The sequence below is a fragment of the Streptomyces sp. HUAS MG56 genome (assembly GCF_058673395.1).
Map to the genome: position 1 here is coordinate 1,927,591 of NZ_CM178722.1, position 26,976 is coordinate 1,954,566.

Annotated in this window: 25 protein-coding genes and 1 pseudogene; 9 read left to right on the top strand and 17 right to left on the bottom strand. The window is 70.8% G+C overall.

Annotated features, from left to right (window positions below; genetic code table 11):
• The first annotated feature begins 10 nt into the window (after positions 1-10).
• Positions 11-610, top strand: a complete 600-nt coding sequence (locus AC4OXY_RS09380; RefSeq protein ID WP_491993651.1) for a TetR/AcrR family transcriptional regulator — start codon at positions 11-13, stop codon at positions 608-610.
• Positions 611-752: 142 nt separating this feature from the next.
• Here the strand turns inward: AC4OXY_RS09380 and AC4OXY_RS09385 are convergent, their stop codons facing one another.
• Entirely contained in the window at positions 753-1,655 is a 903-nt protein-coding gene (locus AC4OXY_RS09385; RefSeq protein WP_376293251.1) for a LysR family transcriptional regulator, read from the bottom strand.
• A gap of 91 nt (positions 1,656-1,746) precedes the next feature.
• Here AC4OXY_RS09385 and AC4OXY_RS09390 point away from each other — a divergent pair, with 91 nt between their 5' ends.
• The 3 genes from AC4OXY_RS09390 to AC4OXY_RS09400 all read left to right on the top strand — a co-directional run bounded on the left by AC4OXY_RS09390 (position 1,747) and on the right by AC4OXY_RS09400 (position 3,379).
• Positions 1,747-1,989, top strand: coding sequence for a putative quinol monooxygenase (locus AC4OXY_RS09390; protein ID WP_491993652.1), 243 nt, complete (start codon positions 1,747-1,749; stop codon positions 1,987-1,989).
• 87 nt (positions 1,990-2,076) lie between these two features.
• Positions 2,077-2,388: an EthD family reductase gene (locus AC4OXY_RS09395; RefSeq protein WP_491993653.1), complete on the top strand. Its 312-nt coding sequence runs from the start codon at positions 2,077-2,079 to the stop codon at positions 2,386-2,388.
• A 109-nt stretch (positions 2,389-2,497) separates the two neighbouring features.
• Complete coding sequence (locus tag AC4OXY_RS09400) at positions 2,498-3,379, top strand: PhzF family phenazine biosynthesis protein (RefSeq protein ID WP_491993654.1); 882 nt, start codon at positions 2,498-2,500, stop codon at positions 3,377-3,379.
• Between the two features lie 377 nt (positions 3,380-3,756).
• On the opposite strand, the gene AC4OXY_RS09405 is transcribed toward AC4OXY_RS09400, so the two are convergent.
• The 6 genes from AC4OXY_RS09405 to AC4OXY_RS09430 form a co-directional block, all read right to left on the bottom strand.
• Entirely contained in the window at positions 3,757-3,942 is a 186-nt protein-coding gene (locus tag AC4OXY_RS09405) for a hypothetical protein (protein WP_491993655.1), read from the bottom strand.
• Between the two features lie 140 nt (positions 3,943-4,082).
• A complete protein-coding gene (locus tag AC4OXY_RS09410; protein WP_491993656.1) occupies positions 4,083-4,421 on the bottom strand; it encodes a DoxX family protein in 339 nt (112 codons plus the stop codon).
• Positions 4,418-6,397, bottom strand: coding sequence for an acetoacetate--CoA ligase (locus AC4OXY_RS09415; protein ID WP_491993657.1), 1,980 nt, complete (start codon positions 6,395-6,397; stop codon positions 4,418-4,420). The genes AC4OXY_RS09410 and AC4OXY_RS09415 overlap by 4 nt, the downstream gene beginning before the upstream one ends.
• Positions 6,394-7,983, bottom strand: coding sequence for a bifunctional 3-(3-hydroxy-phenyl)propionate/3-hydroxycinnamic acid hydroxylase MhpA (gene mhpA, locus AC4OXY_RS09420; protein ID WP_491993658.1), 1,590 nt, complete (start codon positions 7,981-7,983; stop codon positions 6,394-6,396). The genes AC4OXY_RS09415 and mhpA overlap by 4 nt, the downstream gene beginning before the upstream one ends.
• A gap of 20 nt (positions 7,984-8,003) precedes the next feature.
• Complete coding sequence (locus AC4OXY_RS09425) at positions 8,004-8,942, bottom strand: fumarylacetoacetate hydrolase family protein (RefSeq protein WP_491993659.1); 939 nt, start codon at positions 8,940-8,942, stop codon at positions 8,004-8,006.
• A gap of 29 nt (positions 8,943-8,971) precedes the next feature.
• A complete protein-coding gene (locus AC4OXY_RS09430) occupies positions 8,972-10,117 on the bottom strand; it encodes a VOC family protein (protein ID WP_491993660.1) in 1,146 nt (381 codons plus the stop codon).
• 134 nt (positions 10,118-10,251) lie between these two features.
• On the opposite strand from AC4OXY_RS09430, the gene AC4OXY_RS09435 reads away from it, so the two are divergent.
• Positions 10,252-10,887 carry a TetR/AcrR family transcriptional regulator gene (locus AC4OXY_RS09435; protein ID WP_356037093.1) on the top strand — a complete coding sequence of 212 codons (636 nt, stop codon included), beginning with the start codon at positions 10,252-10,254 and terminating at the stop codon, positions 10,885-10,887.
• Positions 10,888-10,898: 11 nt separating this feature from the next.
• On the opposite strand, the gene AC4OXY_RS09440 is transcribed toward AC4OXY_RS09435, so the two are convergent.
• Both AC4OXY_RS09440 and AC4OXY_RS09445 read right to left on the bottom strand, forming a co-directional pair.
• The gene (locus AC4OXY_RS09440; protein ID WP_491993661.1) at positions 10,899-11,699 is read right to left on the bottom strand and encodes an LmeA family phospholipid-binding protein; all 801 of its coding nucleotides are present in this window, start codon (positions 11,697-11,699) and stop codon (positions 10,899-10,901) included.
• A gap of 70 nt (positions 11,700-11,769) precedes the next feature.
• A complete protein-coding gene (locus AC4OXY_RS09445) occupies positions 11,770-12,408 on the bottom strand; it encodes a TetR/AcrR family transcriptional regulator (protein ID WP_376293233.1) in 639 nt (212 codons plus the stop codon).
• 184 nt (positions 12,409-12,592) lie between these two features.
• On the opposite strand from AC4OXY_RS09445, the gene AC4OXY_RS09450 reads away from it, so the two are divergent.
• Positions 12,593-14,206 carry an MFS transporter gene (locus tag AC4OXY_RS09450; protein ID WP_376293230.1) on the top strand — a complete coding sequence of 538 codons (1,614 nt, stop codon included), beginning with the start codon at positions 12,593-12,595 and terminating at the stop codon, positions 14,204-14,206.
• Between the two features lie 371 nt (positions 14,207-14,577).
• Here AC4OXY_RS09450 and AC4OXY_RS09455 read toward each other — a convergent pair.
• From AC4OXY_RS09455 to AC4OXY_RS09480, 6 genes and pseudogenes are all read right to left on the bottom strand, one after another.
• Positions 14,578-14,821, bottom strand: a pseudogene (locus AC4OXY_RS09455) (Stk1 family PASTA domain-containing Ser/Thr kinase); the annotation flags it as partial.
• Between the two features lie 67 nt (positions 14,822-14,888).
• Positions 14,889-15,536 carry a TetR/AcrR family transcriptional regulator gene (locus AC4OXY_RS09460; RefSeq protein ID WP_356037082.1) on the bottom strand — a complete coding sequence of 216 codons (648 nt, stop codon included), beginning with the start codon at positions 15,534-15,536 and terminating at the stop codon, positions 14,889-14,891.
• A 102-nt stretch (positions 15,537-15,638) separates the two neighbouring features.
• Entirely contained in the window at positions 15,639-16,727 is a 1,089-nt protein-coding gene (locus AC4OXY_RS09465; RefSeq protein WP_491993662.1) for a catalase family protein, read from the bottom strand.
• 28 nt (positions 16,728-16,755) lie between these two features.
• Positions 16,756-18,096: a Dyp-type peroxidase gene (locus AC4OXY_RS09470; protein WP_491993663.1), complete on the bottom strand. Its 1,341-nt coding sequence runs from the start codon at positions 18,094-18,096 to the stop codon at positions 16,756-16,758.
• 13 nt (positions 18,097-18,109) lie between these two features.
• Positions 18,110-18,718 (bottom strand): hypothetical protein, encoded by a 609-nt coding sequence (locus AC4OXY_RS09475; RefSeq protein ID WP_356037075.1) that lies wholly within the window; start codon positions 18,716-18,718, stop codon positions 18,110-18,112.
• A 616-nt stretch (positions 18,719-19,334) separates the two neighbouring features.
• Positions 19,335-19,832 (bottom strand): recombinase family protein, encoded by a 498-nt coding sequence (locus AC4OXY_RS09480; protein WP_491993664.1) that lies wholly within the window; start codon positions 19,830-19,832, stop codon positions 19,335-19,337.
• 29 nt (positions 19,833-19,861) lie between these two features.
• Here AC4OXY_RS09480 and AC4OXY_RS09485 point away from each other — a divergent pair, with 29 nt between their 5' ends.
• From AC4OXY_RS09485 to AC4OXY_RS09495, 3 genes are read left to right on the top strand one after another with little or no spacing between them, the layout of a single operon-like run.
• Positions 19,862-21,535, top strand: a complete 1,674-nt coding sequence (locus tag AC4OXY_RS09485) for an FAD-dependent oxidoreductase (RefSeq protein ID WP_491993665.1) — start codon at positions 19,862-19,864, stop codon at positions 21,533-21,535.
• Positions 21,536-21,571: 36 nt separating this feature from the next.
• A complete protein-coding gene (locus AC4OXY_RS09490) occupies positions 21,572-23,026 on the top strand; it encodes an ATP-binding protein (RefSeq protein ID WP_491993666.1) in 1,455 nt (484 codons plus the stop codon).
• Positions 23,023-23,382, top strand: a complete 360-nt coding sequence (locus AC4OXY_RS09495; RefSeq protein ID WP_491993667.1) for a UBP-type zinc finger domain-containing protein — start codon at positions 23,023-23,025, stop codon at positions 23,380-23,382. The genes AC4OXY_RS09490 and AC4OXY_RS09495 overlap by 4 nt, the downstream gene beginning before the upstream one ends.
• Before the next feature lie 22 nt (positions 23,383-23,404).
• Here the strand turns inward: AC4OXY_RS09495 and AC4OXY_RS09500 are convergent, their stop codons facing one another.
• A complete protein-coding gene (locus AC4OXY_RS09500; protein ID WP_491993668.1) occupies positions 23,405-24,625 on the bottom strand; it encodes an SGNH/GDSL hydrolase family protein in 1,221 nt (406 codons plus the stop codon).
• Positions 24,622-26,973, bottom strand: a complete 2,352-nt coding sequence (locus tag AC4OXY_RS09505; protein ID WP_491993669.1) for a glycosyl hydrolase family 95 catalytic domain-containing protein — start codon at positions 26,971-26,973, stop codon at positions 24,622-24,624. The genes AC4OXY_RS09500 and AC4OXY_RS09505 overlap by 4 nt, the downstream gene beginning before the upstream one ends.
• Between the last annotated feature and the right edge of the window lie 3 nt (positions 26,974-26,976).

Genomic DNA, 26,976 nt, shown 5'->3' on the forward strand with positions numbered 1-26,976 from the left:
TACTGGTGCCGTGCCCACCGAGTCCTCCCGTGCGCGCTCGATGAACGAGACACGCGAACGCATCCTCGGCGTCGCCCTCGATCTGCTGGGAGAGAACCCCGACGCCGGAATGGGCGAGATCGCCTCCACCGCCGGCGTCGTCCGTCGCACGGTCTATGACCATTTCCCCTCGCGCCTCGACCTGGTCCGGACACTCACGGAACGGGCCGTCGCCGAGATGACAGCCGTGCTCGCCGATGTCAACGCCTCCGACGCGGAAGCGGACGCGGCGTGGGTCGAATTCATCGACCGCCTCTGGCCTGTGGCGCACCGGTACCGAGTGCTGCTGGCGCTGCGCCGTGGCGAGTACGGCGAGGCGATCCACGCCCTGCTCGGGCCAGTCGACGAACTCCTCGCCGACCTCGTGAAACGGGGCCAGGACACCGAGGTGTTCGCACAGCACCTGCCGGCGGGCATTCTGAGCCAGGTCGCCTACGGCGTCGTGTTCGCCATCGCGGACAGCGACCTGCCGAACGGGACCCTCGGCGCCCGAGCAGCGACGATCACGAGCCTGCTGATGCTGGGAGTTCCCGAGACGCGCGCCATCGCTCTCGTAGGCGACCAGCCCTGACCTCATGAAAGATTTCGCCGACCGCACCGACCCCGGATGAACGAGGCCGCGTGGCGCGCCCTCGACCTGACGCGCGCCCCGCCCGGCGCAAGGTCTTCGGCCTCGCCACCGCAGATGTCCGTCTCGCTTGACCTCTTGCGCGTCAGTCCGGCAGCCAGTGCAGCTCGTGCGCCAGAGATTTGGCGACGGTACGGATGCGGCGGTGCAGTGGTGACGGCACGCGCGGGAGGACCAGGTGGATCGTCAAGGTGGGTGCGCCCTGCAGCGGTCGCCACGTGAGACCGGCCGGTGATGTCGTGGCCGCGGCTTCACCGGCCGGGGCGAGGGTGAGCCCGTCGCGTAGGTCGCGCTGTGACATGTCGAAGGAGACTGCGGGCGTGTGGAATCGGGGGTTTGGCCGGATGTCACGGAACAGTGCGGACAGCTGATCGTGGATCACGGGGTTGGCCGTACGGTCGGGAAGTCGCAGCGGATACGCGGCCGCATCGGCGATCTCGATCTCCGGGTGTTCGGCCAGCGGATGATGCTGTGCCAATTGGACCCCAACGCGCTGACGCCGCAGCAGGAACCGGCGCACGCCACGACCCGGCTGTTCACCGCGGGTGATCCCCGCGTCGATGCGGCCGTCAGCGACCGCGGGGGAGATCTCCGGTGTCGCCATCGGGACCGCGCCGACCTCAAGTCCCGGGCTGCTGCGAATGAGCCTGTCCACCAGGGCCGGTGCCGTCTCGGCCCCCGTGCTGAGGCTGTATCCGATGCGCAGCGTGCCCAGTTCACCGGCCCCTGCATTCCGGGCGGTGTCCCATGCCCGGTCCAGCGCCGCCAGCGCGGGCGGCGCGGACTCCGCCAAAGCCGCACCGGCCGTGGTCAATACGACGCTTCGCGTGTTGCGAACCAGCAGGCTCGTACCGAGTTCCGCCTCCAATCGGCGCATCCGGGCACTGAGTGCGGGCTGGGCGATACCGATCCGTGCGGCGGCGCGGGTGAAGTTCAACTCCTGCGCCAGCACCAGGAAGTACCGCAGGCTCACCGTGTCCGGCGCCACATGCCCTCCCTGCCGATTGATAACAATCCGTTCTGAGTCTATCCCGTACCGGTCTTTCCCTCGATCGCACATCAAGCCCTAGCCTGCGCATATGGCGATCCAACTGACCGTGGGTCCGGACATCGCACGCACGCACACCGCCGATTTCGAGTCCGCCATCACCGCTCTCGCGAAGGCCGCGGCCACCGAGCCCGGTGTACTCGACCACGGATTCCGGCACGACCCGACGCACCCGGGCCGCTGCCTGATCCGCGAACGCCACGCGGATCAGGCAGCGGTCGACACCCACCTGGCCCTCCCTGACGTCGCAGCCTTCATCGGCATCCCGCGCTGACTGGCCACCGACTCCCGCGCACGCCTCGAAACCTCCTCCGTCCTCACCCGAATCCCGATGTCCCGCACCCAGCTGCAGGAGGCAGTCATGCATAAGTTGGTAGTCCTGTATTCCAAGCCCGCAGACCCAGACCACTTCCGCGACTACTACGTGACCAACCACCTTCCACTGGTCATGAACTGGCCCGGCCTGCTTGCGTGGCGCTACAGCTTCGACGTGGCGGCGCCCCAGGGAGAAGCGCCGTATTTCGCGGTCTTCGAAGGCGACTTCGCCGACGCCGCCGCCATGGCCGCGGCGCGGGCGTCGCAGCACGGCCAGCGGGTGACCGCCGATGTCGCCAACTACGCCACCGGCGGTGCGGTCGTCATCCACTATCCGGTACCGGACGGCACCGGCTGAGGCAGGACGGTACGCTCCGGGACGCCCTCGGTCGGCCGCCTCGGCCAGGTCCGGCCATCGGCGGAACGCCGTTCGCGGTTGCCGGTTCGTCCAGGGTCAAGGGGGGCCGATGTCCTGGCCGGATGTCACGGTGGTTGATGCGTGCGTGCGGCGCGACGGCCGGGGCGGCAGCCCCACGTCCGTCACCGACGACGACCCGGCGGCGACGGACGCGGACCGGCGTGCGGTCGCTGCTGCGGCCGGCACCTCGCACGCGGCGTTCCTCGGCCCGGGGCGGACACCGGACGGTGGCCGGCCGGTCCGGTTCTTCACCGCCACCGCCGAACTGTCCGGCTGCGGCCACGGCACCGTTGCCGCGCAGGCCATCCGGTTGACCCGCACCGCGCTGGGCGAGCTGAACGACCGCCAGCACACCGGCGGGCGCACGTTCGACACCGTCGCGATCCGCCGCCCCGCCGGCATCGAGGTGTGGTTCGACCAGGGCCTCGTCGCGCTGCGCCACCCGGCACCGGACGAGCGCGCCGCGATCGTCGCCGCGCTCGGGCTCACCGCGGACGACCTGCATCCGACCGACGCGCCACGGATCGCCGCGCCCGGCGCACCACGCATGCTGGTACCGGTCCACGACCGGTCGGCCCTGCTCCGAGTCCACCCACACCTCCGCAGGCTGACAGCGGTGTGCCGGCGGTACGGGCTCCTCGGCTGTTTCGTGTACGTACCGCCGGTGGGCGACCGGCCGGGTGCGGCGCGGATGTTCGCGCCGGCGATCGGTGTCGACGAGGACGTCGCCAACGCCAACAGCACCGGCTGCCTGGCCGCCCACCTGCTCGACACGACAGGGGCACAGACGGTCACGATCGAGGTGGAGCAGGGTGACACCCTCGGTCGACCGGCCAGCGTGCTCGCTTCGGCCCGACGCGGGCCGGCGGGCATCACGACCCGGGTCGGCGGGTTGGCGGTGGTCCGAGACGGACACCGAGGCGACGACTAGACCGCCCTCTTCTGCGATCCGCGCATGGGACTGGGGCTGTCCGCCGCGGTCAAGCGTTGGCACCCGGTGGCGGCCGTCAGCGGGACGCTGTGTCGAAGGCGCGGCTCGTCATCTCCAAGGGCGCGAAGAAGGGTCAGCACCCCTCGCCCGCCACCGTCCTGCCCATGCTGCGCGAACATGATGAACAAGTCGCCACGGCCGCGAATGCCTGAGCCGCCAAAGCTACCGGCGGGTTGCTTGTCCCCTGGTGTCTGGGCTCGGACTTCGGGGCCTGAGACGTGTTTGAGATGTTGGGGTGTTGTGCCGGTTGACGGGCGGAGCGCAAGTGGTGGGATGAGAGCATGGGCTGTCGATTTGGCCTGATCTTGAGTGAGTGATCATGACTCCCGGGTCAGGACTTCGAACTCGTCCAGGGTTTCGGGCAGCAGGGTGTGGTCGCGGACGTTCGCTCCGGCCGGGACGGTGACGACGGGTATGCCGCAGTCGTCCGTGAGCTGGGACCGCTTGATGCCTTGCTTCCCGCGACGGTCTCGGCTCGGGCCGGGGCCGATGACCTGCGCCACGCACCCCGCGACCACCCCATCGGGGGGGCCTGTCGAGCCCGGCGTCTCGCAGGCCCCGGACGTCGGCGCGGGCCCACCTCGGCCCTCAGGGGGAAGGGAAGGCCGGTGTGCGATGGTGACCCGCTCGCAGAGGACACGCGTCAGCCGATGGCTGCTGCCGCGTGCGTCACAGCGATGAGGGCCAGTACGGCGGCCGGGACGGCCCGGACCGGCGGGTCGCCGTGGCGCAGGTGGACCACCGCCGCGGCGGCCATCAGCAGCGCAAGGCCTGTCGCGGCGGCCAGCCCCAGCGGCGTCCAGGTCAGCCCCAGCAGCAGACCGGCGACGCCGGCCACCTCCGTCGCGCCGACAACGCGATAGAGGCCGGTCGACATGCCGAGGTGGGCCGCTGCTTGCCGCATGACCGGTGCCGCTGCGATCTTGGCCAGGCCCAGCGGGAGGAATACCAGGGACAGGACGATGGCGAGCACGGTGGTCATGCGATGGTCCTGCCTTCGCGGCGCTCGGCGCCCAGACGCGCGTAGTAGTCGATGAGGTCGGGGCTGTCCACGGTGGCGGGGTTGACGACCTGCTCGACGGGGGCGCCCTGGAGCAGGCGTTTGACCGGGACCTCCAGCTTTTTGCCGGTGCGGGTGTGCGGGATGCCCGGCGCTTCGAGGATTTCGTCGGGGACGTGGCGTGGTGAGGCACCCGTACGAACGGCGTCGCGGATCTTCTCGCGCAGGTCGTCGTCCAGGGTCGTCCCGGGGGCCGGGACCACGAACAGCGGCATCCAGTAGCCGCCGTCGGGTTCCTCCGCGCCGATGACCAGGGCCTCGGTGATCTCGGGGAGGCGTTCGACGACGTCGTGGATGTCGGCGCTGCCGAGGCGTACGCCGTTGCGGTTCAGCGTGCTGTCCGAGCGGCCGTGGACGATCACCGAGCCGTGCCCGGTGAGCGTGATCCAGTCGCCGTGCCGCCAGACGCCGGGGTAGGAGGAGAAGTAGGCGTCGTGGTAGCGGGTGCCGTCGGGGTCGTTCCAGAAGTACAGCGGCATCGACGGCATGGGCTGGGTGATCACCAGCTCGCCGACCTGGTCGGTGACCCGGGTGCCCTCGGTGTCGTACGCGGCCAGCGCCACGCCCAGGTGCGGTGCGGACAACTCTCCCGACCAGACGGGCGTATTGGGCGCGCTGCCCGCGAAGCCGGACACCACGTCGGTGCCGCCGCTGATGGAGGCCAGCAGGGCGTGGTCGCCGACGTGGTCGCGGACCCAGGGGTAGGCGGAGGCCGGCAGGGCGGAGCCGGTGCAGCCGACCACGCGGATCGACGACAGGTCGTGCGCGGACGGGTCGATGCCGTACTTGGCCATGCCCAGGAGGTACTGCGGGCTGGTGCCGAAGACGGTCACCCGGTGGCGCGCGGCCAACTCCCACAGGACGTCGAGCTTGGCGAAGGGCGCCGGGCTGCCGTCGTAGGTACAGGTCGTGGCACCGGTCAGCAGGGTGGAGGCGACCAGGTTCCACATCATCCAGTGCGTGGTGGTGTACCACAGCAGGCAGTCACCGGGGCCGAGGTCGGAGTGCAGTGCCAGGGTCTTCAGGTGCTCCAGCAGGACGCCGCCGTGGCCGTGGACGATGCCCTTGGGCAGGCCGGTGGTGCCGGAGGAGAACACGACCCACAAAGGGTGGTCGAACGGCACCGGCGCGAAGGTGAGTTCCTCGGTCCGGGTGCAGGCGTCCTCCCATGGAATGATCAGTGCGTGGTGGTTCTCCGAGGGCCGCTGCAGGCCCACATGGTCCACCAGCAGCGTCGCTTTCAACGTTGGCAGGCCGCGGGCGAGTTCCAGTGCGGCGTCGCGACGGTCGTGGGTGGTGCCGTTGAAGAGGTAGCCGTCGGCGGCGATGAGGACGGTGGGTTCGAGCTGGGCGAACCGGTCGGCGGCGGCCTTGGGCGCATAGTCCTGCCCGCACACCGACCACACCGCCCCGAGGCTCGCCGCGGCGAGGAACGCGACGATCGCGTGCGGGGTGTTGGGCAGGTAGCCGACCACCCGGTCGCCCTGTCCCACCCCGAGGTCGCGCAGGGTCACGGCCACCGAGGCGACCTGGGAGCGCAGCTGCTTCCCGGTAACTTCGTAGCCGGCGCCGGTCTCGTCGAGGGCGATGATCGCCACGCCGTCGTCGGTGATGTTGCGCAGGGCGTGGTGGGCGTAGTTGAGGGTGGCGCCGGGAAACCATCGGGCGCCGGGCATCCGTTCCTCGGCCAGGACCTGCTCGTACGGGGTGTCCGCGTCGATGTCGAAGTACTCCCACACCGCACCCCAGAAGCCTTCCAGGTCGGTGACCGACCAGCGGTGCAGGGCGGCGTAGTCGGAACCGTCCAGCCCGGCGTGACGGGCGAAGTCCGCGATGCGGCTGGCGGCCGTGTCCTCCGGATCGGGGGTGAAGAAGGGGGCCGGGTACGGCGTGTTCATCGCGTCGTGCTCCTCAGCAGGCTTTTCCGTGGGGAAGGGTGGGGGCTGCGCGTGGTGTGCAGCAGGGACGCCCAGGCGGCGGTGTCCGTGAAGTCCCGCCGACCGGCCGGGACGACGTCCATGACGACGCGATCCGGGCGCAGCAGTACGGCGTCCGCCCGGCCGGCGTGCAGCCAGGCGGCGAGCGTGCCGTCGTCGCGCAGGTCGGCTACGGGGATCGCTCTGACGCCGAGCCCGTGGGCGAGCGCGGTCAGCGAGGGCCACGGGTCGGTGGCGGTCAGGACGGTGAAGTCGTCCCCGAGCACCTCGTCCAGGCGGGTGGGCCGACCGTCGGCCCTCACCCAGGGCTGCGGGCAGTGGGTGCCCGCAAGACCCCGGCGGGCACGACGCCGTACCAAAGGCCCTGCGGTGAGGGACGGGCTGAGGTCACGGCCGGCCAGTTCGGTCAGGCCGGGGATGCGGCACGCGGCGGCCAGAAGATTGCGGCGCAGTGCGGCGGCGCCGTCCTGGCCGCCGGTCATGGCCCAGCCCATGGCGACCGCGAGCCGGATCACATGCCGTGCGTGCGGCTTGCGCTCGCTTTCGTAGGTCTCCAACATCCGCTCATTTGCGCCCTGTTGGAGAACGCGAGCGAGCTTCCAGGTGAGGTTGTACGCGTCCCGCAGGCCGGAGCACAGCCCCTGTCCGATGAAGGGCGGGGTGAGGTGGGCGGCGTCGCCCAGGAGGAAGACGCGTCCGCCGCTCCACCGGTCGGCGACGCGTGCCCGGAAGGTGTACTGCGTCTTGCGGACTACTTCGAAGTCCCCGTCGTACGAGGGCAGCAGCCACGGGGCGACCAGCTCGCGGACCGGCTCGTCCCCGTCCCGCAGGCGGAACTCCCAGCGGTAACGGTCCTCGCCGACGCGCATGAACGTCGCGGGCCGGTCCGGGTCGCAGACCTGGTCGACGCCCTCCCAGCAGCGGACGTCGGCGTTCGTCCGGACGTCGACGACCGTCCAGTGTTCCTCGAAACGCAGGTCCTCCCAGACGGCTCCGATGGCGTCGCGGGTAAGGCTGTTGGCGCCGTCGCAGCCGAGGACCGCCTGTGCCCACAGGTGATGCTCACCGTCGTCGTCGCGGTAGGTCACGCGCACGGGGCCCGCGGGGTCCGGGCCGACGCCGGTGACCTCCACGCCGCCTCGCAGTTCGCACTCCGGGCGTCGGACCAGGGCGTCGCGCAGCAGGACTTCCAGCTCGGGCTGGTCGAACATACTGGTCTGCGGGTAGCCGTGATGGCCGTGTCGGGAGCGTCGGAACTCGGCCATCACCCGGTGCTGGGCGTCCAGCAGCCGCAGCCCCTTGGCGGGACGGGAGATGGCGGCGAACTCCTTCTCCACGCCCGCGGCCTGGAGGATCCTGCACACCTCGTCGTCGGTGGCGACCGCGCGCGGGAGCGGGTAGACGTCCCGGTGCCGTTCCAGGACGACGCTGCGGACCCCGCGCCGGGCGAGGAGAAGGGCGGCGGTCACGCCCACCGGTCCGGCGCCGATGATCACGACGGGTGCATGCTGTGCGGAGTGCGGGGGTGGGGGCTGGTCGGCGGTCATGTGCGGCTCACCTCGGGTCCCTACTTGGCGTCCGTGACGGGCGTACGCTGCTCGCCGAGGTCGATCCGGCCGTCCGGGGTCGAGATCGTCGCCGTGATCACGTCACCCGAGCGAAGGTAGTGCGGGTTGCGGGCCTGGCTCTTGAAGAACGCCTTCCACTTCGCCGCGGGCGGCAGCAGCGAGCCGATCTTCTCCACCGCCTTGGGCGGAGCCTTCAGCGCCGTGCCACCGGGAGTGCCGGTCAGCAGCAGGTCCCCGGGGTCGAGGGCCTGGAAGCGGGCCAGCAGGGTCAGCGCGCGTGCTGGTCGGACGATCATGTCGGCGAGCGTGCGGTCCTGACGCAGCTCGCCGTTGACGGACAACGTCAGCCGCAGGTCGAGGAGATGGGCGAAGTCCTCCGGCTCCAGCAGGGCCAGGTAGGGGCCGGTCGGCGTGAAGGTCGGGTAGGACTTGCTCTCGTAGAACTGCGTCTTGGTCAGCTGGACGTCGCGGGCGCTGACGTCGTTGGTGATCACGAGCCCGGCGACGTACGGCGGCAGGTCCCGCTCCTCGACCACGGTACCGACGGGCAGCGGCGCCCCCATGACGAGGCCCAGCTCGACCTCGTAGTCGAGGAACTTCACGTGGGAGGGCCGGACCACGGCCTGAGCGGGTCCGCTGACCGAGCCGGACGCCTTGCGGAAGAAGGCCGGCGGGATGTCGCCGGTGAAGCCCGAATCACGGGCGTGACTGCGGTAGTTGACCATCTGGGCGACCACCCGGCAGGGGGTGGTGACCGGCGAGAGGGCGGCCAGGTCGGCGACGGGCGTGCCCGCGTCGTCCGAGCGGGCCGCCTCATGCACGGCGGCTCGGTCGGCGATCAGTTCCGCGGTGGTCGCGGCCTTGGTGTCGACGAGGACGGCGCGGTGGCCGCGAACGGCCCACCAGCCGTCGGCGGTGCGCAGGACGTTGGTGCTCATGTCAGTGCCTTTGTGAGAGGTCGGAGGTTTCAGGAGTTCGCGGCCTTGAGCAGGCCGAACAGGCGTGCGCGGTCCATCTCGTTGTCGCCGCGCAGGGCCTCGATCACGTCGCGGATCCGCTGTGGTGAGGGGCTGGCTCCGAGGAAGTCGCGGGTGGCCGGCGGGCCCCACTGGGCCAGTCCGCTCGTGGACATGGGCGCCCAGCCGGGTTCGACGTCGCAGGTGAACAGGTCGCCGTCGGCGAAGTGCTCCAGCATGAAGTGGTCCGGGTCGCGCCAGTAGTCGAAGAGCTGGCTGCCCTGGATGTGCCGTCCGATCCCCCAGCTGCGCTTATAGCCACGCTCGTTGAGGTACTCACCACCGGCCGCGATCGAGTCCAGGTCGGTCACCTGGTAGGCCGAGTGGACATAGCCGGTGCCCGGCCCCAAGTGCATGGCCAGCGTGTGGTGGTCGGCCGGCACGCTGCCCAGATCGCAGCGGATGAACGCCATCGTCGGGCCACGGTCGCGCTGCCCGTCCAGGAAGAGGAAGTCGGACACGATCATCCCGAGGGTGTCCAGATACCAGTCCAGGGCGCGGGCGAACACCCGGGTCTCCAGGACCACGTGACCCAGGCGCTGGATCCGCGACGGCTCGCGCGGCGGACGCTGGGTGGCGTTCGTACGGCGGTGATCCGTGCCGAAGTTGAGCAGCAGCGGCCGCTGCTCGGGCAGCGCCGGCAACTCCACGCCGCAGTGCACGACCCGCACCGGGAAGCCGGACGGGTCGAGCAGGTCGACGACGTTGCCGCCGCCGGGCACATCGGCGTCCCGCACGGATGATCCGGTGGCGCGCGCCAGCCGGTCGAGGTCGGCTCGCTCGGCGGCACGGAACGCCGGGCCGATGAACCGGGACGTCCGACCCCGTCGGATCACCATGCAGGGCGAGGCGGCGAAGGTGCCGCGCAGCCACAGCTCCCGCTCGGTGTGCGCGGCGATCTGGAAGCCGAAGTCGCGGGCGAAGACCTCGGCCTGGTCCAGGTCGGGCTTCTCGAACTCCAGCCAGGCCAGGTCGGCGACCTTGATCACGGGATTTCGGGACCGGCCCGGATGCTCCCCGCGCAGGGCGCCCTGCTCGCTGTGGAGGTCCTGGTGGGCCGTCTTGACGTCGGCCCCCTTGACGCGGGTTTCAGACATGGTGCCCTCCGAGCAACATCGCCGTAATGAGAAAATCATCAACTGTGACAGTTCTGTCGTCAAGCTGTTCACGCCAGGAAATGATGGATTCATCAGGTCTGCGGTCGCCGTTGTGTAACCGTTAGACTTTGCGCATGTCTACGTCAGCCCCGCCCAGCAACCGGTTCGAGCGGCGTCGTGCGGAGACCCGTGGGGCTCTCGTGCGAGCGGCCCGGCAGATACTCGCCGAGAGCGGTGACACCAGCGCGAGCATCCAGGCGATCGCCGAGCGCGCGGACGTGGGCTTCGGCTCCTTCTACAACCACTTCGACTCCAAGGCGGAGTTGTTCGAGACGGCGGTGGTCGACGCCCTGGAGGAGTTCGGGCAGGCCTTCGACGAGCATCTGACGGGGATCGACGACCCGGCGGAGCTGCTCGCGGCCGGCTTCCGGCTCAGTGCCCGCATGGCCGACTCCCACCCGGAGCTGATGCAGGTCCTGCGCCGCCGTGGCCTCGGGCACATCCACTCGGACAACGGTCTGGCCCGACGTGCCCTGCGTGATCTCCAGGTCGGCATCGCCTCCGGCCGCTTCACCACTCTCGACCCCGTGGTCGCCCTGTCCGCGCTGGGCGGAACCCTGCTGTCCCTGGTGGAGCTGCGCTTCGCCCGCCCCGACGTGGACGGCGACGAGGCGGCGGTCAACCTCGCCGAGATGGTGCTGCGCATGCTGGGCCTGTCGGCGGACGACGCTCACGAGGTGGCCCGGCGTCCGCTGCCCGACCTCGACTGACCGCCCTGCCTCTAGGCACTCGACGACGAGTCCGGGCGGAACGTGACCGAGCGGCCGGTGAAGCGGGCGTCGATCCCGTCCTCGGTGGTGGTCACCGACCGCAGACGCAGCCCCTCGGGGATGTTCCGCAGCGGAATGGGCTGGTCCAGGGCCTTGTCGAGCAGTGATTTCAGCGGGGGGAGCAGTTCACCCTGCTCTGCGCGTACGTCCGAGAAAGCGATGCGGTTGCCACTGGCCGCCGAGACAGCCGCGCTCACGGTCACGTCCCCGGCGAGGGGCAGACTCGCGGTCGCATCGACCCGGCCCGCCTCGTCCCCCTGCGAGATCCGCACGCCGAGGGCGCTCGACAGGTCGTCGTACGACAGGAAGGCGGTCGCCTCGACGCTGCGCGCATAGGCCTCCTCGGCGCTCCCCGAGGTCTTGAGACCATCCAGGCCGACGGTCAGCTTCGTCACCGGCAGCGGCCGGGTCGCTCCCCGGGTCGGTATGTCGTTCGCGGTGATGTCGACGTGATGCAGGCTGCCCCGGGCCAGCTGTGTCAGCACGGGAAAGCCGCTGACGTGCACCGAAGGCCGGTCGAGTGTGCCCATACCCTCCTGGAACGCCTTGGCCGTACGGCTCTCCGCGTTGGCCGCGGCGGCGCGGTCGACCACGACGGCACTGACCAGCAGCGCCACCAGGGACGCGGCGATGACGATCCCGCGCCGCCTCCGGGGAGGAGGCGGGCTCGCGTAGACGGCGGCGTCGCCGTAGTGGGACTCACCGTAGTAGGACTCGTTGACGAACTCGCCCTCGGGCTGCGACTGGTACATGGTGTCCTGTCCCTCTCCGTGAGGTGCTGGGGAACTTCTTGGGATATGTGGTCGGGGCCTATGGGTGGACTCAGGCGCCGGCGCGATCCGGCCGGCCGAGGCTTCGGACAAAGGTGACGGCGAGGTCGCCGTCCACGCCCATCGCGATCAGGGCGGCAGCCGCGGTGCGCGTGCCGTCGTCGCTCCAGGTGTCGGCGTTCACGCATTCCAGGAGCCCGAGCAGATGGCCCTCCAGTGCCCGGCTCAGCGGGCCGGCCGGGACGCTGGTCTGGAAGACCCCCTGCCGCTGCCCCCGGGCGATGATCGCCGCCGCCGTCTCGCGCGCGGGAGCCAGGACCTCGGTGACCCGCTCGGCCCCGAGGTCCTGGGGGGCCAGGCGGAGCAGCATGCGGTACCGGTCACCGACGGGCCACACGGCGAGCACGAAGCGTGCCAGCGCCGTGACAGCGTCCGGCTCGCGAACACCCCGGGTCGCCAGCGCCTGCCACAGCGCCTGCGCAGCATCCTCCACCAGACCCTCCACGAGCGCGGCCCGGCCGTTGAAGTGACCGTAGACCGTACGACGCACCACCCCCGCGGCCACGGCGATGTCACCGAGGCTGCTGTCGGGATCACGGCCGAGTTCCTGCCTGGCCGCTTCGAGGATGCGGGCCCGGGTGAGGAGGGCACGGCTTCGTCCCGGGGTGTCTGTGACGGGTGCGCTGGTCATGCAGGGTCCTCCGGTCGACGGTGGGAGGGCAGCTCGATATTTGCACATCGACGAGCAACAAACTAGTCTGCACATCGATGGGCAATTAACTGCCACGGTGCCTCGCAGGCGACAAGGCCGCACCGCTCACCCCGATCCGCGAATCCCTGAAGCCTCCGCTTCCCCTCCTGCCGAGGAGCTTTCGATGCCGCTCTTTGCCAACACACCCGCCGAGAAGATGACCGGGCCCTATCCCCGGCGCTGGTGGGCCCTGCTGGTGCTCTGCCTGAGCCTGCTGATCGTCGTCATGGCGAACACCTCGCTGATCGTGGCGGCGCCGGACATGACGAAAGACCTGGGCCTGTCCAGCAGCGACCTGCAGTGGGTCATCGACGGCTACACCGTCCCCTACGCCGCGCTGATGCTGGTGCTGGGTGCGATAGGCGACAAGTACAGCCGCCGCGGTGCCCTGGTCCTGGGCCTGCTGATCTTCGCGGGCGGCTCGGTGATGGGCAGCCAGGTCCACCACACCGACCTGGTCATCACTGCACGCGCCATCATGGGCGTCGGCGCCGCCGTCGTCATGCCAGCCACCCTGTCCCTGCTCGTCGCCATCTTCCCGAAGGCCGAGCGCGCCAAGGCCATCACCGCCTGGTCCGCCACCTCCGGCCTCGCGATCGCCGCGGGCCCGCTCGCCGCCGGCTGGCTGCTGCAGCACCACGCCTGGGGCTCCACCTTCCTGATGAACGTCCCCATCGCCGCCCTCGGCGTCGTGGGCGCGCTGCTCCTCGTGCCGCCGTCCAGGGCCGAGGGCATGGGCCGCATCGACTACGTGGGCGGTCTGCTGTCGATCGTCTCCATCGGCTCCCTGGTCTACGCGACCATCGAGGGCCCGCACTTCGGCTGGGGCGCCGGCCCGATCACCGCGGCTGTCGTCGCCGGCGTGGGCCTGCTGGCCTTCGTCGCCTGGGAGTTGCGCCACCCGAACCCGATGCTGAACGTGCGCAAGTTCACCGAGCGCCCGTTCTCCGGATCGATGATGGCGGTGCTGTTCTTCTTCTTCGGCACCTTCGGCTCGATCTACTACTCCACCCAGTTCCTGCAGTTCGTCCTCGGCTACGACGCCCTGGGGACCGGCGTACGACTGCTGCCGCTGGCCGGAGCCGTGTTCGTCGGCGCCGCGGTGACCGCGAAGCTGACGCCGAAGCTGGGTGTGAAGGCGGTCGTGGGCGTCGGCATGGTGCTCGGGACGGCGGGCGTCATCCTGCTCACTCGCATCGCGTCGGGGTCGACGTACACCGACTTCCTGCCGTCCCTGCTGGTGCTGGGCTTCGCGATCGGCCTGAGCCTGTCCCCGGCCACCGACACCATCATGGGCTCCTTCCCGGAGGACGAGCTGGGCGTCGGCGGCGGGGCGAACGACACCGCACTGGAACTCGGCTGCTCCCTCGGCATCGCGATCCTCGGCTCGCTCCTCGCCACGACCTACAAGCACAAGCTGACCGACCTGGTCGGCGGCCACCTCCCGGCCGCCGCGCTGGACACCGCCAAGGACTCGGTCGGCGGCGGCCTCGCCGTCGCCGAACAGGTCGCCAGGAACCCCCAGGGCGGACCCCAGCAGGCCCAGACCTTGGTCGCGGCGGTGCACGAGTCCTTCGCCCACGCCATCGCCCACACCAGCCTCGTCGGCGGCATCATCATGGCCGTCGGAGCCGTGATCGTCATCGCGGTCCTCCCCGGCCGGGGGCACACCGGCACGCACCGTCAGCAGGACACGCCGGTGCCGGCGCAGGAGACCGAGTCCGTGGGCGCCGCCTGAGCCCCACGAGGTAGCGGGCCGGACACCTGTTCCGGCCCCCACCACCCCAGGACGGACCGTGCCTGAGCGGCGCACGGTCCCGGACGGTGCCGGGAGGGGACGCCCGGCACCGTCCCTTTTTTGCTGTCCGCGCCGGGGAGCCGACCACCGCTCGCGCCCGTGCTGCGCAGCAGCCCGGAGGACGACAGCCAAGAGCCCTCGACCGCACTCGTCGGTCGAGGGCTCGGTGTTGTCCTGCGCCAATGAGGTCCTGCTGACCACCGGTCGTCGAGGCCGGCGTGGTGGCCACGCCGGCGGTCTGTGTCCCGCCACCCGACGACTGGCCGCTCATGTCGTGGCTGATGAGAACCACGGTGCTGGCCGCCTCCATCACGGGCGTCGGTCTCCCGCCCCAGCGCCTGCTCCGGCGAGAGATGTTGGGCCGTCCCGATCACGACCGACGTCTGCGTCATGCCGACGTCCCGTGCGTCCCGTGCGATCCCGAAGCCCATGCCCTCGACCTGACCGCTTGATGTCCCGGTGCACGATGCCCTGCCGGTGGGAGTGGGTAAACGCCCGCAGCACGCCGGCCGTCACTTCCAGGGCACGGTCCCCACGGTGAACGGCGGCCCGAAGTACAGGGCGCCGCGCACTGCACGCCGGGGTCTGTCCTGACCACTGCCTCAACGGGGCGCACCGGGGCTCAGTCGTCGGCAACATGCTCCGCCGCTGCCGTGGCAGCGGCGTCGTCGACCACGGTGAGCGCCCGCTCCTCCGGGACACCGGCTGCGATGAGCGTGGCGACGGCCACCCGGGTGCCGTCGTCCTCGAACGCCCCCGTGTTGACCTCTTCCAGCAGGGCGACCGTCATCGCCTCCAGACCGGCGCTGAGCACGGCGGGCGGCAGATGAGGGTGGAAGACGCCGTCGCGCTGGCCCTGCTCCAGGATGCCGGTGACCCTGACACGGGCGGGCTTGAGGATCTCGTCGACACGTTCCACGCCAAGATCCCGACGGGCCAGCGCCAGGAGCATCCGGTAGCGGTCACCCACGGGCCACATCGACAGGGTGAAGTGCGCGAGCGCCCGGTCCGCCGGCTCCGCCACCGGCGCTTCGACCGCCACGGCCGTCTGCAGAGCCTCGGCGGCCTCCTCGGCCAGCGCCGCGAGGAGCGCCGCACGCCCGGGAAAGTGCCCGAACAGAGTGCGCCGGACGACACCAGAGGCGCGAGCCAGCTCCTCCAGGGTGATGTCGGGGTTGCGTCCGAGTTCCTGACGTGCGGTGGCCAGGATGCGCGCCCGGTTGGACCGCGCGTTGCGTCGCTGTGGCACGCGGCCGACGGACTGGGACACGGAACAACCTCGCTGCAGGCGGGCGGAAGAACAGGCGCCTTCATTCTGACACGCGAGCTTCGGCCCGATCCGTGGCCGCATCCACGGATCGGGCAGTCCTGATCAGGCGGGGAGCTCCTTGATGTCGGACGGCTCCTGCGGCTCGATCCCGTTGAAGCGGTGGCGGAAGTCGCTGGAGGCGGGGTAGGCGGCCCGGCGCGAGCGCATGATGGAACCCAGCGGGCGGTGGGCCTCCAGGGCGTGCCAGGGGCTGAACGAGAGGACGTCGTCAGCGTAGCGGCGGCGGGCGTCGCTGTAGGCGTCCTGGGCGGGCAGATGCAGCACGGCCACGGTCTGGTGCGGTGACAGTTCCTCGGGCCACAGGACCGAGGCGTCCTCCACCGGCATCCGGTCGATGTCCGTGCACAGCTGGGCACGGATGTCGTACTCGGCGCTGTCGTGCGCGAAGAAGTCGATGACGAGGTCGCGCAGAGCCGACTCGCCGGCCTTCTTGTCGACGTGGCTGCCGGTGAGGGCCCTGACGTTCGCCGAGCGGGGCGCGGCGGACATCTTCGCCACGTGATCGCCGTAGCGCAGCGCGGCCATGGAGTGGAAGGTCTCGCCGAGGATGCGGCCGTTGGCGGCGGCCAGGGTCTCGACGGCGGGCGGAAGCGGACGTCCGACGCGCGTGAGGGCCTTGGCGGCCACCCGGGCGGCCGCGCCGGTGAGCTGGAGCTGCTGGTCGCTCTGGCGGGGCTGTTTCTCCAGCAGGTCCTGGAGTTTGGCGTACTCGGCGATGTTGCCGAAGGGCAGGGTGGGGTGGTTGACGAGGAGGAAGTCCTGGGTGGTGAAGCCGTCGTCGAGGGCACGGGGCCCGGGGGCGCCGATCACCTTCATCGCGAGGCCACGCTGGACGGGCACCTGGTCGGAGCGCAGGTCGCCGGGGGCCGAGGAGAAGCGGACGATCACCGGGTAAGCAGCCGGTTCGGCGAAGAGGCCCTGGGCGAGGTGGGCGGGCAGGTCGGGCTGGATGTGCAGCTCACCGGCGAGGACGCCGTGGCTCTTGGCGTGAGCGTCGCGCAGGCCGTGGCGGTGTTTGTCGGCGACCTGCTGATTGGCCTTGCCCATGGCCGCGACGACCTGGCGGACGAGTTCGTCCTCGTTCGGAAAGGGCTGTTCGAGGTCGGGGCTGTATCGGACGTACGAGGTCATGGGGAGGGCCTCCGCGCGAGGTGGGGGTTCAGTTGCTACCGAGCCAGCGGATGGCCGACAGGCTGGGCATGAAGAAGTACTCGCCGCCGAGCAGGGTGTTGAAGGACTGGATGTTCTGCACCCGGCGCGGCGGGGTCCCGGGCACGGTGAAGTAGGCGCCCTTGTCCTGGAGCGAGATCATGGGATCCTTCTCCTTGCCCAGGCCCATGAAGTTGCCGGAGCCGACCCATTCGCTCTGCAGGAACTCGACGTTGTCGATGGCCCGGGCGCCAAGGGCGATGAAGTCCAGGCCGCGCGGTGTGCCGTCGTCCTTGAGGCGGTCCGGGGGGAGCGGGGTGCCGTAAGAGGTGCCGCGCCGGATGATCCGGCGGATGTTGACGTCGGTGAGGACCGTGAGCTCGGTGTCGCGCGGGTTCATCCGGCGGATGTGGGAGCCGAGCGGGGTGCGCAGTCCGCGCGGGTCGGCGGAGTAGTCGAAGTCGTTGATCCGGTTCGGGTCCTCGCCGATCGCGGGCGTGTCGCGTTCCGGGGTCAGGGCGAGGGGCGCGCCACTGCGCCAGCGGCCGACGAGTTTGGCGGCCAGCAGCTCGCGTTCGGCCTCGGTGGAGGCGTTGTCGCGCAGCCACTTGTTGAAGGCGGCGACGTGGGAGTGGTACTTGCGGAAGACGACGTACGTGCCGTTGCGGCCCAGGACATCCGGAGCCGGCACGGGCAGCGGCACACCGGTCTCGCTCGGGTAGCCGAGGACGAACTCACCGGCCTTGATGGGCCGTCCGTCGCCGGGCAGAGGCTCGGCGCCGCTGCCCTCGACCACCGGCTGGCTGAAGCCGTCCCGGTAGCCGAAGACGTTGAACCCGTCGGCCGCGAAGTCCTGGTGCGACAGCAGCCGCACACCCGGGACCTCGCCCAATTCCTTTTCGTAGGCGGCGACTTCGGCCCGCCAGTCGTCCTCGCTCGCGGCGTAGACCGTGACGGCCACGTGCACGCGCGGGGTGCCGAAGGGGAACTCCCAACGGTCCGGCGCGTTCACGCCCGTGTCCCGCAGCCGCTCGGCGCGAGCCGCCATCCCCGCACGGAAGTTGGCCGGAAAGGAGGCCAATGAGGTCTCCGGCAGACCCAGCGCGACCAGTCCCTGGTAGCTGAGGGCGAGGGCCAGCCAGGACGGCCGCGGTTCGTCCCAGCGAGCCGCCGAGGTCACCCGAGGGGCCAGCCGGCGCAGCAGTTCCCTGCCCGCGGCCGCTTCGGAGATCTCCAGGATCGCGTGGGTGCCGAAGTAAGGCTCGGGCCGGGCCCGCAGCAGGGTCGCCTGGATGTCGTCGAGGTCAAGGGTGGGAGGGCGGCGCAGCCGCCGGAACAGCGGGGAAGGCATGGTGCGCCTGCCTTCAGTTGAGGTCCGAAAGGAAACGCTGCACGGCGGCCTCCTGCCGCTTGAGCCGGTGGCCTTCAGCGACCGTGAGGTTGGGGTGGGCGACGAACCACGCCTCGGCCGGGATCTGGTACTTGACGATGAAGTCCTTCACGTCCGGCGAGGTGATGCCGGGCCAGCCCTCGACGTTGCTGAACAGGTAGTCCATGAACTCGGGGATCTTGGTGGCGAAGTCGTCGATGTAGGGGTCCCACTCGCCGTCGAAGGCGGTCGCGAACAGCAGCTTCGTGTCGTTGTCGAGGAACACGAACCGCATGTTGTGAAGGGTGCCGACCTGACCGGCGCCCGCCAGGTTCCCGCCGACCAGGCCGAAGAATTTCCGCAGCCGCGCGGCGCCGTTCGGCTTCAGCGGCAGGATCGTCGTCAGCTCGGACACCTCGCCGCTCTTGGCGCCGATCCGGCCGGCGGTGGTGACGGCGTGTTCGGCCGTCTCCTCCTTGTCGGCGAGGATCTCGGCGGCCTTGAGCTTGAGGGCGATCTTGGCGTCCGAGAGCGCAGCGTCCACCTTCTCGCGGACGGCCTCGGGGAACTGCTGGAACTTCGCATGCAGGACGTGTTCGCTCATGGCGTCTCCCCTTGGGGTCATGCGGCAATACTCCAGATACCGCTACAAAAAGGCCTTCGCGAGATGGTGTGCAAGCGGGGAGGGATCCACCTTCTGACCATCTCCGCATTAGTGATTATATCATCAGTTCACTGCTCCCGGCTTGTCAGTGGGTTTGCCCACGGTGCCGGCACGAGGCACACCTGAACACGGACGGGCTGTGCAAGCCGTGCCTCATGGCGATCCGAGTTGAGGAAGACGCCGAGTGGGCCCTGGGCCTGAAGGAGGCGCGACCTCGGCCGGTCCAGCTCACGGTAGGCGGCACATACGGCGACCGGTCGGCGTCGGCCGGCCGCTGCCCCGGCCCACCAAGAACGGACTGAGTGTGGGGGTCGAGTACTGGAGGCGCAGGTACACGGTCAGGTCCCACTCTTCACCATGCCCCGCGTGCTGGGCGACGCCACGGTCAGTGCAATCGTCGGCCGTCCCGTCGCCGGATGGGAGAAGGCCCAGCCGGTGATCGAGGCGATGGAGGCCGAGCACGGGTTGATCGCGGGCTGGCGCTACAAGGTCGCCGAGATGGTCCGCTTGGCCCTGGCTGTGCGTGCGGCCGAGGGTGCTGAGCGGCTGCCCGAGGCTATGCTGCGGGACCTTCCCACCAACGGGGACGCTGTTCGCCTGATCCTGCTGCTGGCCGGGCCTCCTTCTCCGCGTCGTTGATGCCGCCGATCAGGCTGTGCCGGTCGCCGTAGTTGCGCGGGTCGAAGGTGCGGTCCAGGCTGGTCACGTGGATGAGGTAGCCGCCCGCCTCCGCCGCGTCGATCAGGGCCACGCCCCGACCGGTCCCGCGGGCGAGTCGGCTGACCTCCCACAGCACGAGGACGTCGCCCGGGTCGCCGAACGCGCCGGACGTCAGGTCGGCCAGCAGCTTCTCGAAGTCGTCGCGGGTCTTGGTCGCGTACTTGCTGGCACTGCCGGTGTCCTTGTACGGCTCGCCCCACGTCCACGGGCCGTGGTCGGCCTCGGCCGCGATGTTGTCCCGGTGCTGGTCGGTGATGCTGCGAGCGGTCTTCCCCTTGCCCTTGGACACCCGCAGGTACTCCCGCGCCGTCCGTGTCCCGATTACCGTCGCCATGCCCCTCCCCCATCCCTTACGGTCGCGCTATGTCTCCTGCCCAATCAACCGTAGGTGTAATTCTGACCGTGGACGACGACCCGGGCGTGTCCCGTGCCGTCGCCCGCGATCTGCGGCGGCGCTACGGCGAGTCGTACCGGATCGTACGGGCGGAATCCGGCCAGTCCGCGCTGGAGGCGCTGCGTGAGCTGAAGCTGCGCGGCGACCTGGTGGCGGTGATCCTGGCCGACTACCGCATGCCGCAGATGAACGGCATCGAGTTCCTGGAGCTGGCGCTCGACGTGTATCCGGGGGCGCGGCGGGTGCTGCTGACCGCGTACGCGGACACCAACGCGGCGATCGACGCGATCAACGTGGTCGACCTCGACCACTATCTGCTCAAGCCGTGGGATCCGCCGGAGGAGAAGCTCTATCCGGTGCTCGACGATCTGCTGCAGGCCTGGCGGTGCAGCGACTACCGGCCCGTGCCCAGCACCAAGGTCGTCGGGCACCGCTGGTCGGCCCGGTCGTCCGACGTGCGCGAGTTCCTGGCCCGCAACCAGGTGCCGTACCGCTGGTACTCGGTGGACGAGCCGGAGGGGCACCGGCTGCTGGCCGCGGCCGGTCAGGACGGGCAGCGGCTGCCGCTGGTGATCACCCCGGACGGCACCGTCCTGGTCGAGCCGGAGGCCCCCGAGCTGGCGGCGAAGGTGGGCCTGGCGACGACGCCCACGGCCGACTTCTACGACCTCGTCGTGATCGGCGGCGGGCCCGCCGGGCTCGGCGCCGCCGTGTACGGCGCCTCCGAGGGGCTTCGGACCGTGCTGGTGGAGCGCTCGGCGACCGGCGGACAGGCCGGGCAGAGCTCCCGGATCGAGAACTACCTGGGCTTCCCCGACGGGGTCTCCGGCGCCCAGCTCGCCGAGCGCGCGCGGCGGCAGGCGGCCCGGTTCGGCGCCGAGATCCTGACCGCGCGGGAGGTGACCGGGCTGGAGGCCAACGGCGCCGCCCGCATCGTCCGGTTCGCGGACGGCACGGCGATCGCGGCGCACAGCGTGATCCTCGCGACCGGGGTGCAGTACCGGCAGCTGGACGCCGCCGGCTGCACCGACCTGACCGGCTGCGGGGTCTTCTACGGCTCGGCGCTGACCGAGGCGGCGGCCTGCCAGGGGCAGGACATCTACATCGTCGGCGGCGCCAACTCGGCGGGCCAGGCGGCGATGTACCTGTCCCGGCGCGCGAAGTCGGTGACGCTGCTGGTGCGCGGCCCGGATCTGTCGGCGTCGATGTCGTACTACCTGATCCAGCAGATCAACGAGGCGCCGAACATCTCGGTGCGCCCGCACACGGTCGTGGACGCGGCGCACGGCACGGACCACCTGGAGCAGGTGACGCTGCGGGACACGGTGACCGGGGAGAGCGAACGGGTCGACGCGCAGTGGTTGTTCGTGTTCATCGGTGCCGCCCCGCTGACGGACTGGCTGGGCGACTCCGTGCTGCGCGACGAGCGCGGGTTCATCCTGGCCGGGCCCGACCTGAGCCCCGACGGGCGTCCGCCGGCCGGCTGGGAGCTGGACCGGCCGCCGTACCATCTGGAGACCAGCGTGCCCGGTGTCTTCGTGGCGGGTGACGCGCGCGCCGAGTCCGCGAAGCGCGTGGCCTCCGCCGTCGGCGAGGGAGCCATGGCCGTGATGCTCGTCCATCGCTATCTCGAACAGTCATGAACGGTCTGAAGCAGCCATGAGCGGTCTGGAGAGGTCATGAGCGGTCGGATCATGCCGTGCAGTCCGAAGGAGATCAGCTCGCTGTTCCTCTTCGAGAAGCTGAGCCCCGAGCAGCTCGGGCGGCTGTGCAGCGACGGGCGGGTGGAGCTGTTCGAACCCGGCCCGGTGTACACCGAGGGCGACGCCGCCACCTGCTTCTTCGTGATGATCGAGGGCACGGTGGTGCTGTCCCGCCGGGTCGGCGGCGACGACGTGGAGGTCACCCGCACCTCCCAGTCCGGGGTGTACGCGGGCGCGATGCAGGCCTACATCGGCGACCGGGTGCGGCAGGTCTACAACAACTCGATGCGGGTGACGGTGCCGACCCGCTTCTTCGTGCTGCCGGCGGACGTCTTCGCGGAGGTCATGAACGACTGGTTCCCGATGGCCGTGCATCTGCTGGAGGGGCTGTTCTTCGGGTCGAAGAGCGCCCAGGCGGCGATCGGGCAGCGGGAGCGGCTGCTGGCGCTCGGCTCGCTGTCGGCGGGGCTCACGCACGAGCTGAACAACCCCGCGGCGGCGGCCGTGCGGGCCACGGCCACGCTGCGCGAGCGGGTCGCGAAGATGCGGCACAAGCTGGCCGTGATCGCCGAAGGCCCCTTCTCCCGCGAGGCGTTGGCGAGCCTCATCGAGGTCCAGGAGCGCACCGCCGAGCGGGTCGCCAAGGCCCCGGTGCTCAGCCCGATGGAGGCCGCCGACCGCGAGGACCTGCTGACCGACTGGCTGGACGACCACGGCATCGACAACGGCTGGCAGCTGGCGCCGGCCTTCGTGCAGGCCGGGCTCGACGTCGACTGGCTGGAGCAGGTCGTGGCGGCCGTGGACACGGAGATCCTGCCCGGGGCGGTCGGCTGGCTCAACTACACCATCGAGACCGAGCTGTTGATGAACGAGATCGAGGACTCCACCACCCGGATCTCGCATCTCGTGGACGCCGCCAAGCAGTACTCCCAGCTGGACCGGGCACCGTACCGGGTGGTCGACGTGCACGAACTCCTCGACAGCACCCTGCTGATGCTCTCCGGCAAGATCGGCGCGGGCATCGAGGTCGTCAAGGAGTACGACCGTACGCTGCCACCGGTGCCCGCCTATCCGGCGGAGCTCAACCAGGTGTGGACCAACCTGATCGACAACGCGGTCTCCGCCGTCAACAGCGCGGGCGGCACGGGCACGTTGACCGTGCGCACGGCGCTCGACCACGAGCGGCTGCTGGTGGAGTTCCGGGACACCGGGCCGGGCGTGCCGCCGGAGAACAAGGACCGGATCTTCGACCCGTTCTTCACCACGAAACCGGTCGGCGAGGGCACCGGGCTGGGTCTGGACATCTCCTGGCGGATCGTCGTCAACAAGCACCACGGCACGCTGCGCGTCGAGTCGGTGCCCGGCGACACCCGGTTCCAGGTGCTGCTGCCGCTGACCGCCGAGACACCTGACAAGGAGGACACGGTATGAGCGCGACCGACGGAACCGAGGCGATCGACCCGGCCGTCCCGCCCAGCGGCGCCGGGTGCGTGGAGTGCGAGAAGGCCGGCGGCTGGTGGTTCCATCTGCGCCGGTGCGCGCAGTGCGGGCACATCGGCTGCTGCGACGACTCCCCCGAGAAGCACGCCACCGCCCACTACCACGCCACGGGTCACCCGGTGATCCAGAGCTTCGAGCCGGGCGAGGAGTGGTTCTGGGACTACACCAAGGACGAGTTGTACGTCTCGGGCCCCGAACTCGCCCCGCCGGGCAGCCACCCCGCCGACCAGCCGGTACCCGGCCCGGCGGGACGGGTACCGGCGAACTGGGCCGAGACGCTGCGCTGAACCGCCGGCGGGCCCGGCGGGTTCAGCGGGCGCAGTTCAGGCGGCCCAGGTCGACGGCGTCGGCCATGGCCTGCATCCCCTTGTCGTTGGGGTGGAGATGGTCGCCGCCGTCGAAGAACGGCAGGATCCGTTCCGGGTCGTAGGGGCTGCGCAGCACCCGGTCGAAGTCGGTGAGGGCATCGACGTCACGGGTGGTGCGCAGGTACCGGTTGACCTCCTGGCGTACGGTCTCGGCGGCCGGGTCCCATTCGGGCCAGCCCTTGAACGGGCCGACGGTGGCGGCGACGACGCACTTCCCGGCCGCGTGCGCCCGCCGGGCGATCTCCCGGTAGCCGGCGACGAGCCGGGCCGCGGTGACACCGGTGTGCGCCTTGAGGTCGTTCACGCCCTCGAAGAGGAACACGGTGCGCACGCCCGGCAGGGACAGCACGTCCCGGTCCAGTCGGTGCAGGGCGCTCTGGCCGGCTCCGTCCGCGAGGACCTGGTTGCCGGAGATCCCCTCGTTCGCGACACCCTTGAGGTCGGTGCGGGCGGTGTTCAGGTGCCGGGCGAGGTAGTCGGGCCAGCGGCGGTTCAGGTCGGTGGTGGAATGCCAGCCGTCGGTGATGGAGTCGCCGAGCGCGGCGACGGCCCGTACGGCGGCGCGGGACGGCCGTACGGACACGGCGTCGAGGTACCACCAGGAGCCGGTCGCCCGTGTCCACTTGGCGCCGCTCTCCTCGGCGGTGTGGTTGCCCGGCCCTGTGTACGAGGTCTGCATCGCCATCCCGTGGCCGGTCGCGGGGCCGGCCGCGGCCGGGGTGTGCAGGCTGACGGCGAGGTCCGTACCGGGCGGCAGCGTGCCGGACAGCGGATCGCTCCAGGCGACGGCGCCCGGCGCCACGGTGACCGTGCGGGCGCCGCCGAAGGTCAGCCGCCGGTTGCTGCCGCGGCGCAGGGCGGCGCCGTGGTCGCGCCGGCCGGCCCAGACGCTGTCCAGGGTCAGCGGGCGGTCGCCGAAGGCGTTGGTCACACGGACGCGCAGACCGCTTCCGCCGACGCTGGTGTGCACGATCATCCGGTAGCCCTCGTCCGCCGCGCCCTCGCTCATGCGGTCGGCGCTGGCGGCCCAGGTGACGACTCCGGTGGCGCGGGTGACGGACGCGGGCAGCGGGGCGGCGGCCTGGGCGGGCAGGGACTGGCAGACGGCGGCCGTGAGCAGCGCTGCGACGACGCGGCAGCCGCGTCCGATCCTGCCGCTCATCGCGCGAGGTCCCGGAGTGTGACGGACTCGCCGGGCCGTACGCGGACGGTCCGGGACGTGCCTGCGTACCCCACGGAGGTCATCGTCCCGCCGACGCTGCGGATACGCACCTCGGTGGGTCTGCCCTCCCGCCAGGCGAGGTCGACGACGAACCCGCCGCGGGCCCCGGCCCCGGTCACCGAGCCGGCCGCCGCCCAGGCGTCCGGCAGGGCGGGGAGCAGTTCGAGGTGTCCCGGGCGGGAGTACAGCAGCATCTCGGCGACGGCGGCCGGGGTGCCGAAGTTGGCGTCGATCTGGAAGATCCCCCGGCCCTGGGAGACCTCGTAGATGTCGAAGAGGTTGGGGGCGGTGCCGTTGCCGCCGTTCTCGGAGGGGCGCAGGTTGGTGACGACGAGCTGGTAGGCGTTCGCGGCGTTCTTCAGCCGGGCCCAGCACAGGGCCCGCCAGGCGTTGGCCCAGCCGAAGCTGTTCATGCCTCGCGCGGTGAGCAGGGCGGTGGCACCGGCGACGATCTCGGCGGGGGTGGAGCCGTCGGGCCGGATGCGGTCGCCGGGGAAGAGGCCGATCAGCGGGGACAGATGCCGGTGCGTGGTCTCGCCGAGGTTGTCCGGGGACATCCACTCCTCCAGCCACCCGGTCTTCGGGCTCACCACCGGCAGGTACAGCCGCTCGCGCAGGCCGCCTATGGTGGCCGCGTAGTCGGCGTCGCGTCCCAACTGGGCGGCGGCATACCGGTAGTTGCCGAACAGCGCCCATACCAGTTCCTGTGCGTAGGTGATGCCCTTGGCGTCGAGCGGGCCCTGTTCCGGGGACCAGTCGCTGTCGGCGATCAGGACCTCCTGGCCGGTGCCGGGCAGGGTGGTGGGGAGCAGCCGGGCCTCCCAGAACTCGCAGGCGCCCTTCAACAGCGGGTATATCTTCGCCAGATGGGTGCGGGAGTTGGTGAACTCGTAGTGCTCGAACAGAGTGTTGGCCAGCCAGGCGTTCCCGGCCGGGTGCCACCACCAGCCGCCCCCGCCATGGGGGTTGGTGGAGATGGCCAGGGTCCAGCCGGCGTTTCTTCCGCTGGAGTTGCGGTAGCGGTTGCGCGGGTCGTCGAACAGGCGCCGGGTGAGGTCGGTCCAGGACGGGAGCTGGGCGAGACAGTAGTCGGTGAGGGCGTCGAAGCACGGGGCGAGGCCCGCCCGGTCGGCCATCCAGTAGTTCATCTGGAGGTTGATGTCGGTGTGGTAGTCGCCCATCCAGTCCGGGTCGTTGCCGTCGAGCCAGAGCCCCTGGAGGCCGAGCGGCAGGCTGCCCCGGGAGCCGGAGATCATCAGATACCGGCCGAACTGGACGTAGGCCGCCTCCAGTTCGGGATCCGGTTCGCCGTCCCGGGCGCGGGCCTGGATCCGCTCCCAGGTGTCGAGTGCGCGCTGCTCGGCGGTCGAGGTGCCGAGGGAGAGGCCGAACCGGTCGAAGAGGGCACGGTGGTCGGCGGTGTGCGTGCGCAGCAGGGTGCCGGCGGAGTGGCGGGCGGCGGCGCGGACCTTGGTGCGGGCCAGCGTCAGGGGGTCGAGGGACGGGGCGCGGTAGTGGGCGGCGGGGTCGGGCGCGTAGTTCGTGCCGCCGCTGAGGACCACGGTGAGCTCCCGGCAGCCGGAGAAGGCGATGCGGGAGCCGTCGACGCGGACGCTGCCGCCGCTGCCGCGGGCGGCGACGGCGGCGCCGTACTTCAGCCCGTTGGGGAACGCCCCGGCGAAGGAGCCGGCCGCTCCCGCGGTCTCTCCGTGGGTGCCGTCGAGGGTGAGGGTGCCGGTGTACTGTCCGCCGCCGCTCTGGGTGAAGTGCAGGACGAGGACGTCGTCGGGGCGGCTGGCGAACAGCTGCCGCCGGTAGGTGACTCCGGCGCGGACGTACGACGTCGTCACCACGCCCTGGGCGAGGTCGAGGGTGCGGCGGTAGCCGGAGACGGCGGACAGGTCGTGGTCCGGCAGGTCGACGGTGAGCCGGGCGAGGAGGGTGAGGGAGCCGAAGTCGTCGCGGCCGTAGGGGAACTGGCCGTCGGAGTCGAGGGTGTCGTTGCGGCCGCCGGTCCACATCGTGGCGTCGGTGACGAGCAGCAGTTCCCGGCCGGGGTCGTTGGTCGCGAGTGCGCCGAGCCGGCCGTTGCCGACGGGCAGGCCCTGGGTGATCAGCGACTGCTCGTCGGCCGGTGCCTGCCACCAGAGCTGGTGCCGGGGATCCGGCACGGGCCCCTCGGCAGCGCGCTGCGGCGCGGCGGTGGCGGTGAAGGCGGGCAGCGTGACGAGCGCTCCGGTGGCGGCGGCGAGGGCGAGGAAGCCGCGTCTGCTGGGTGGGGTGTCCATGGC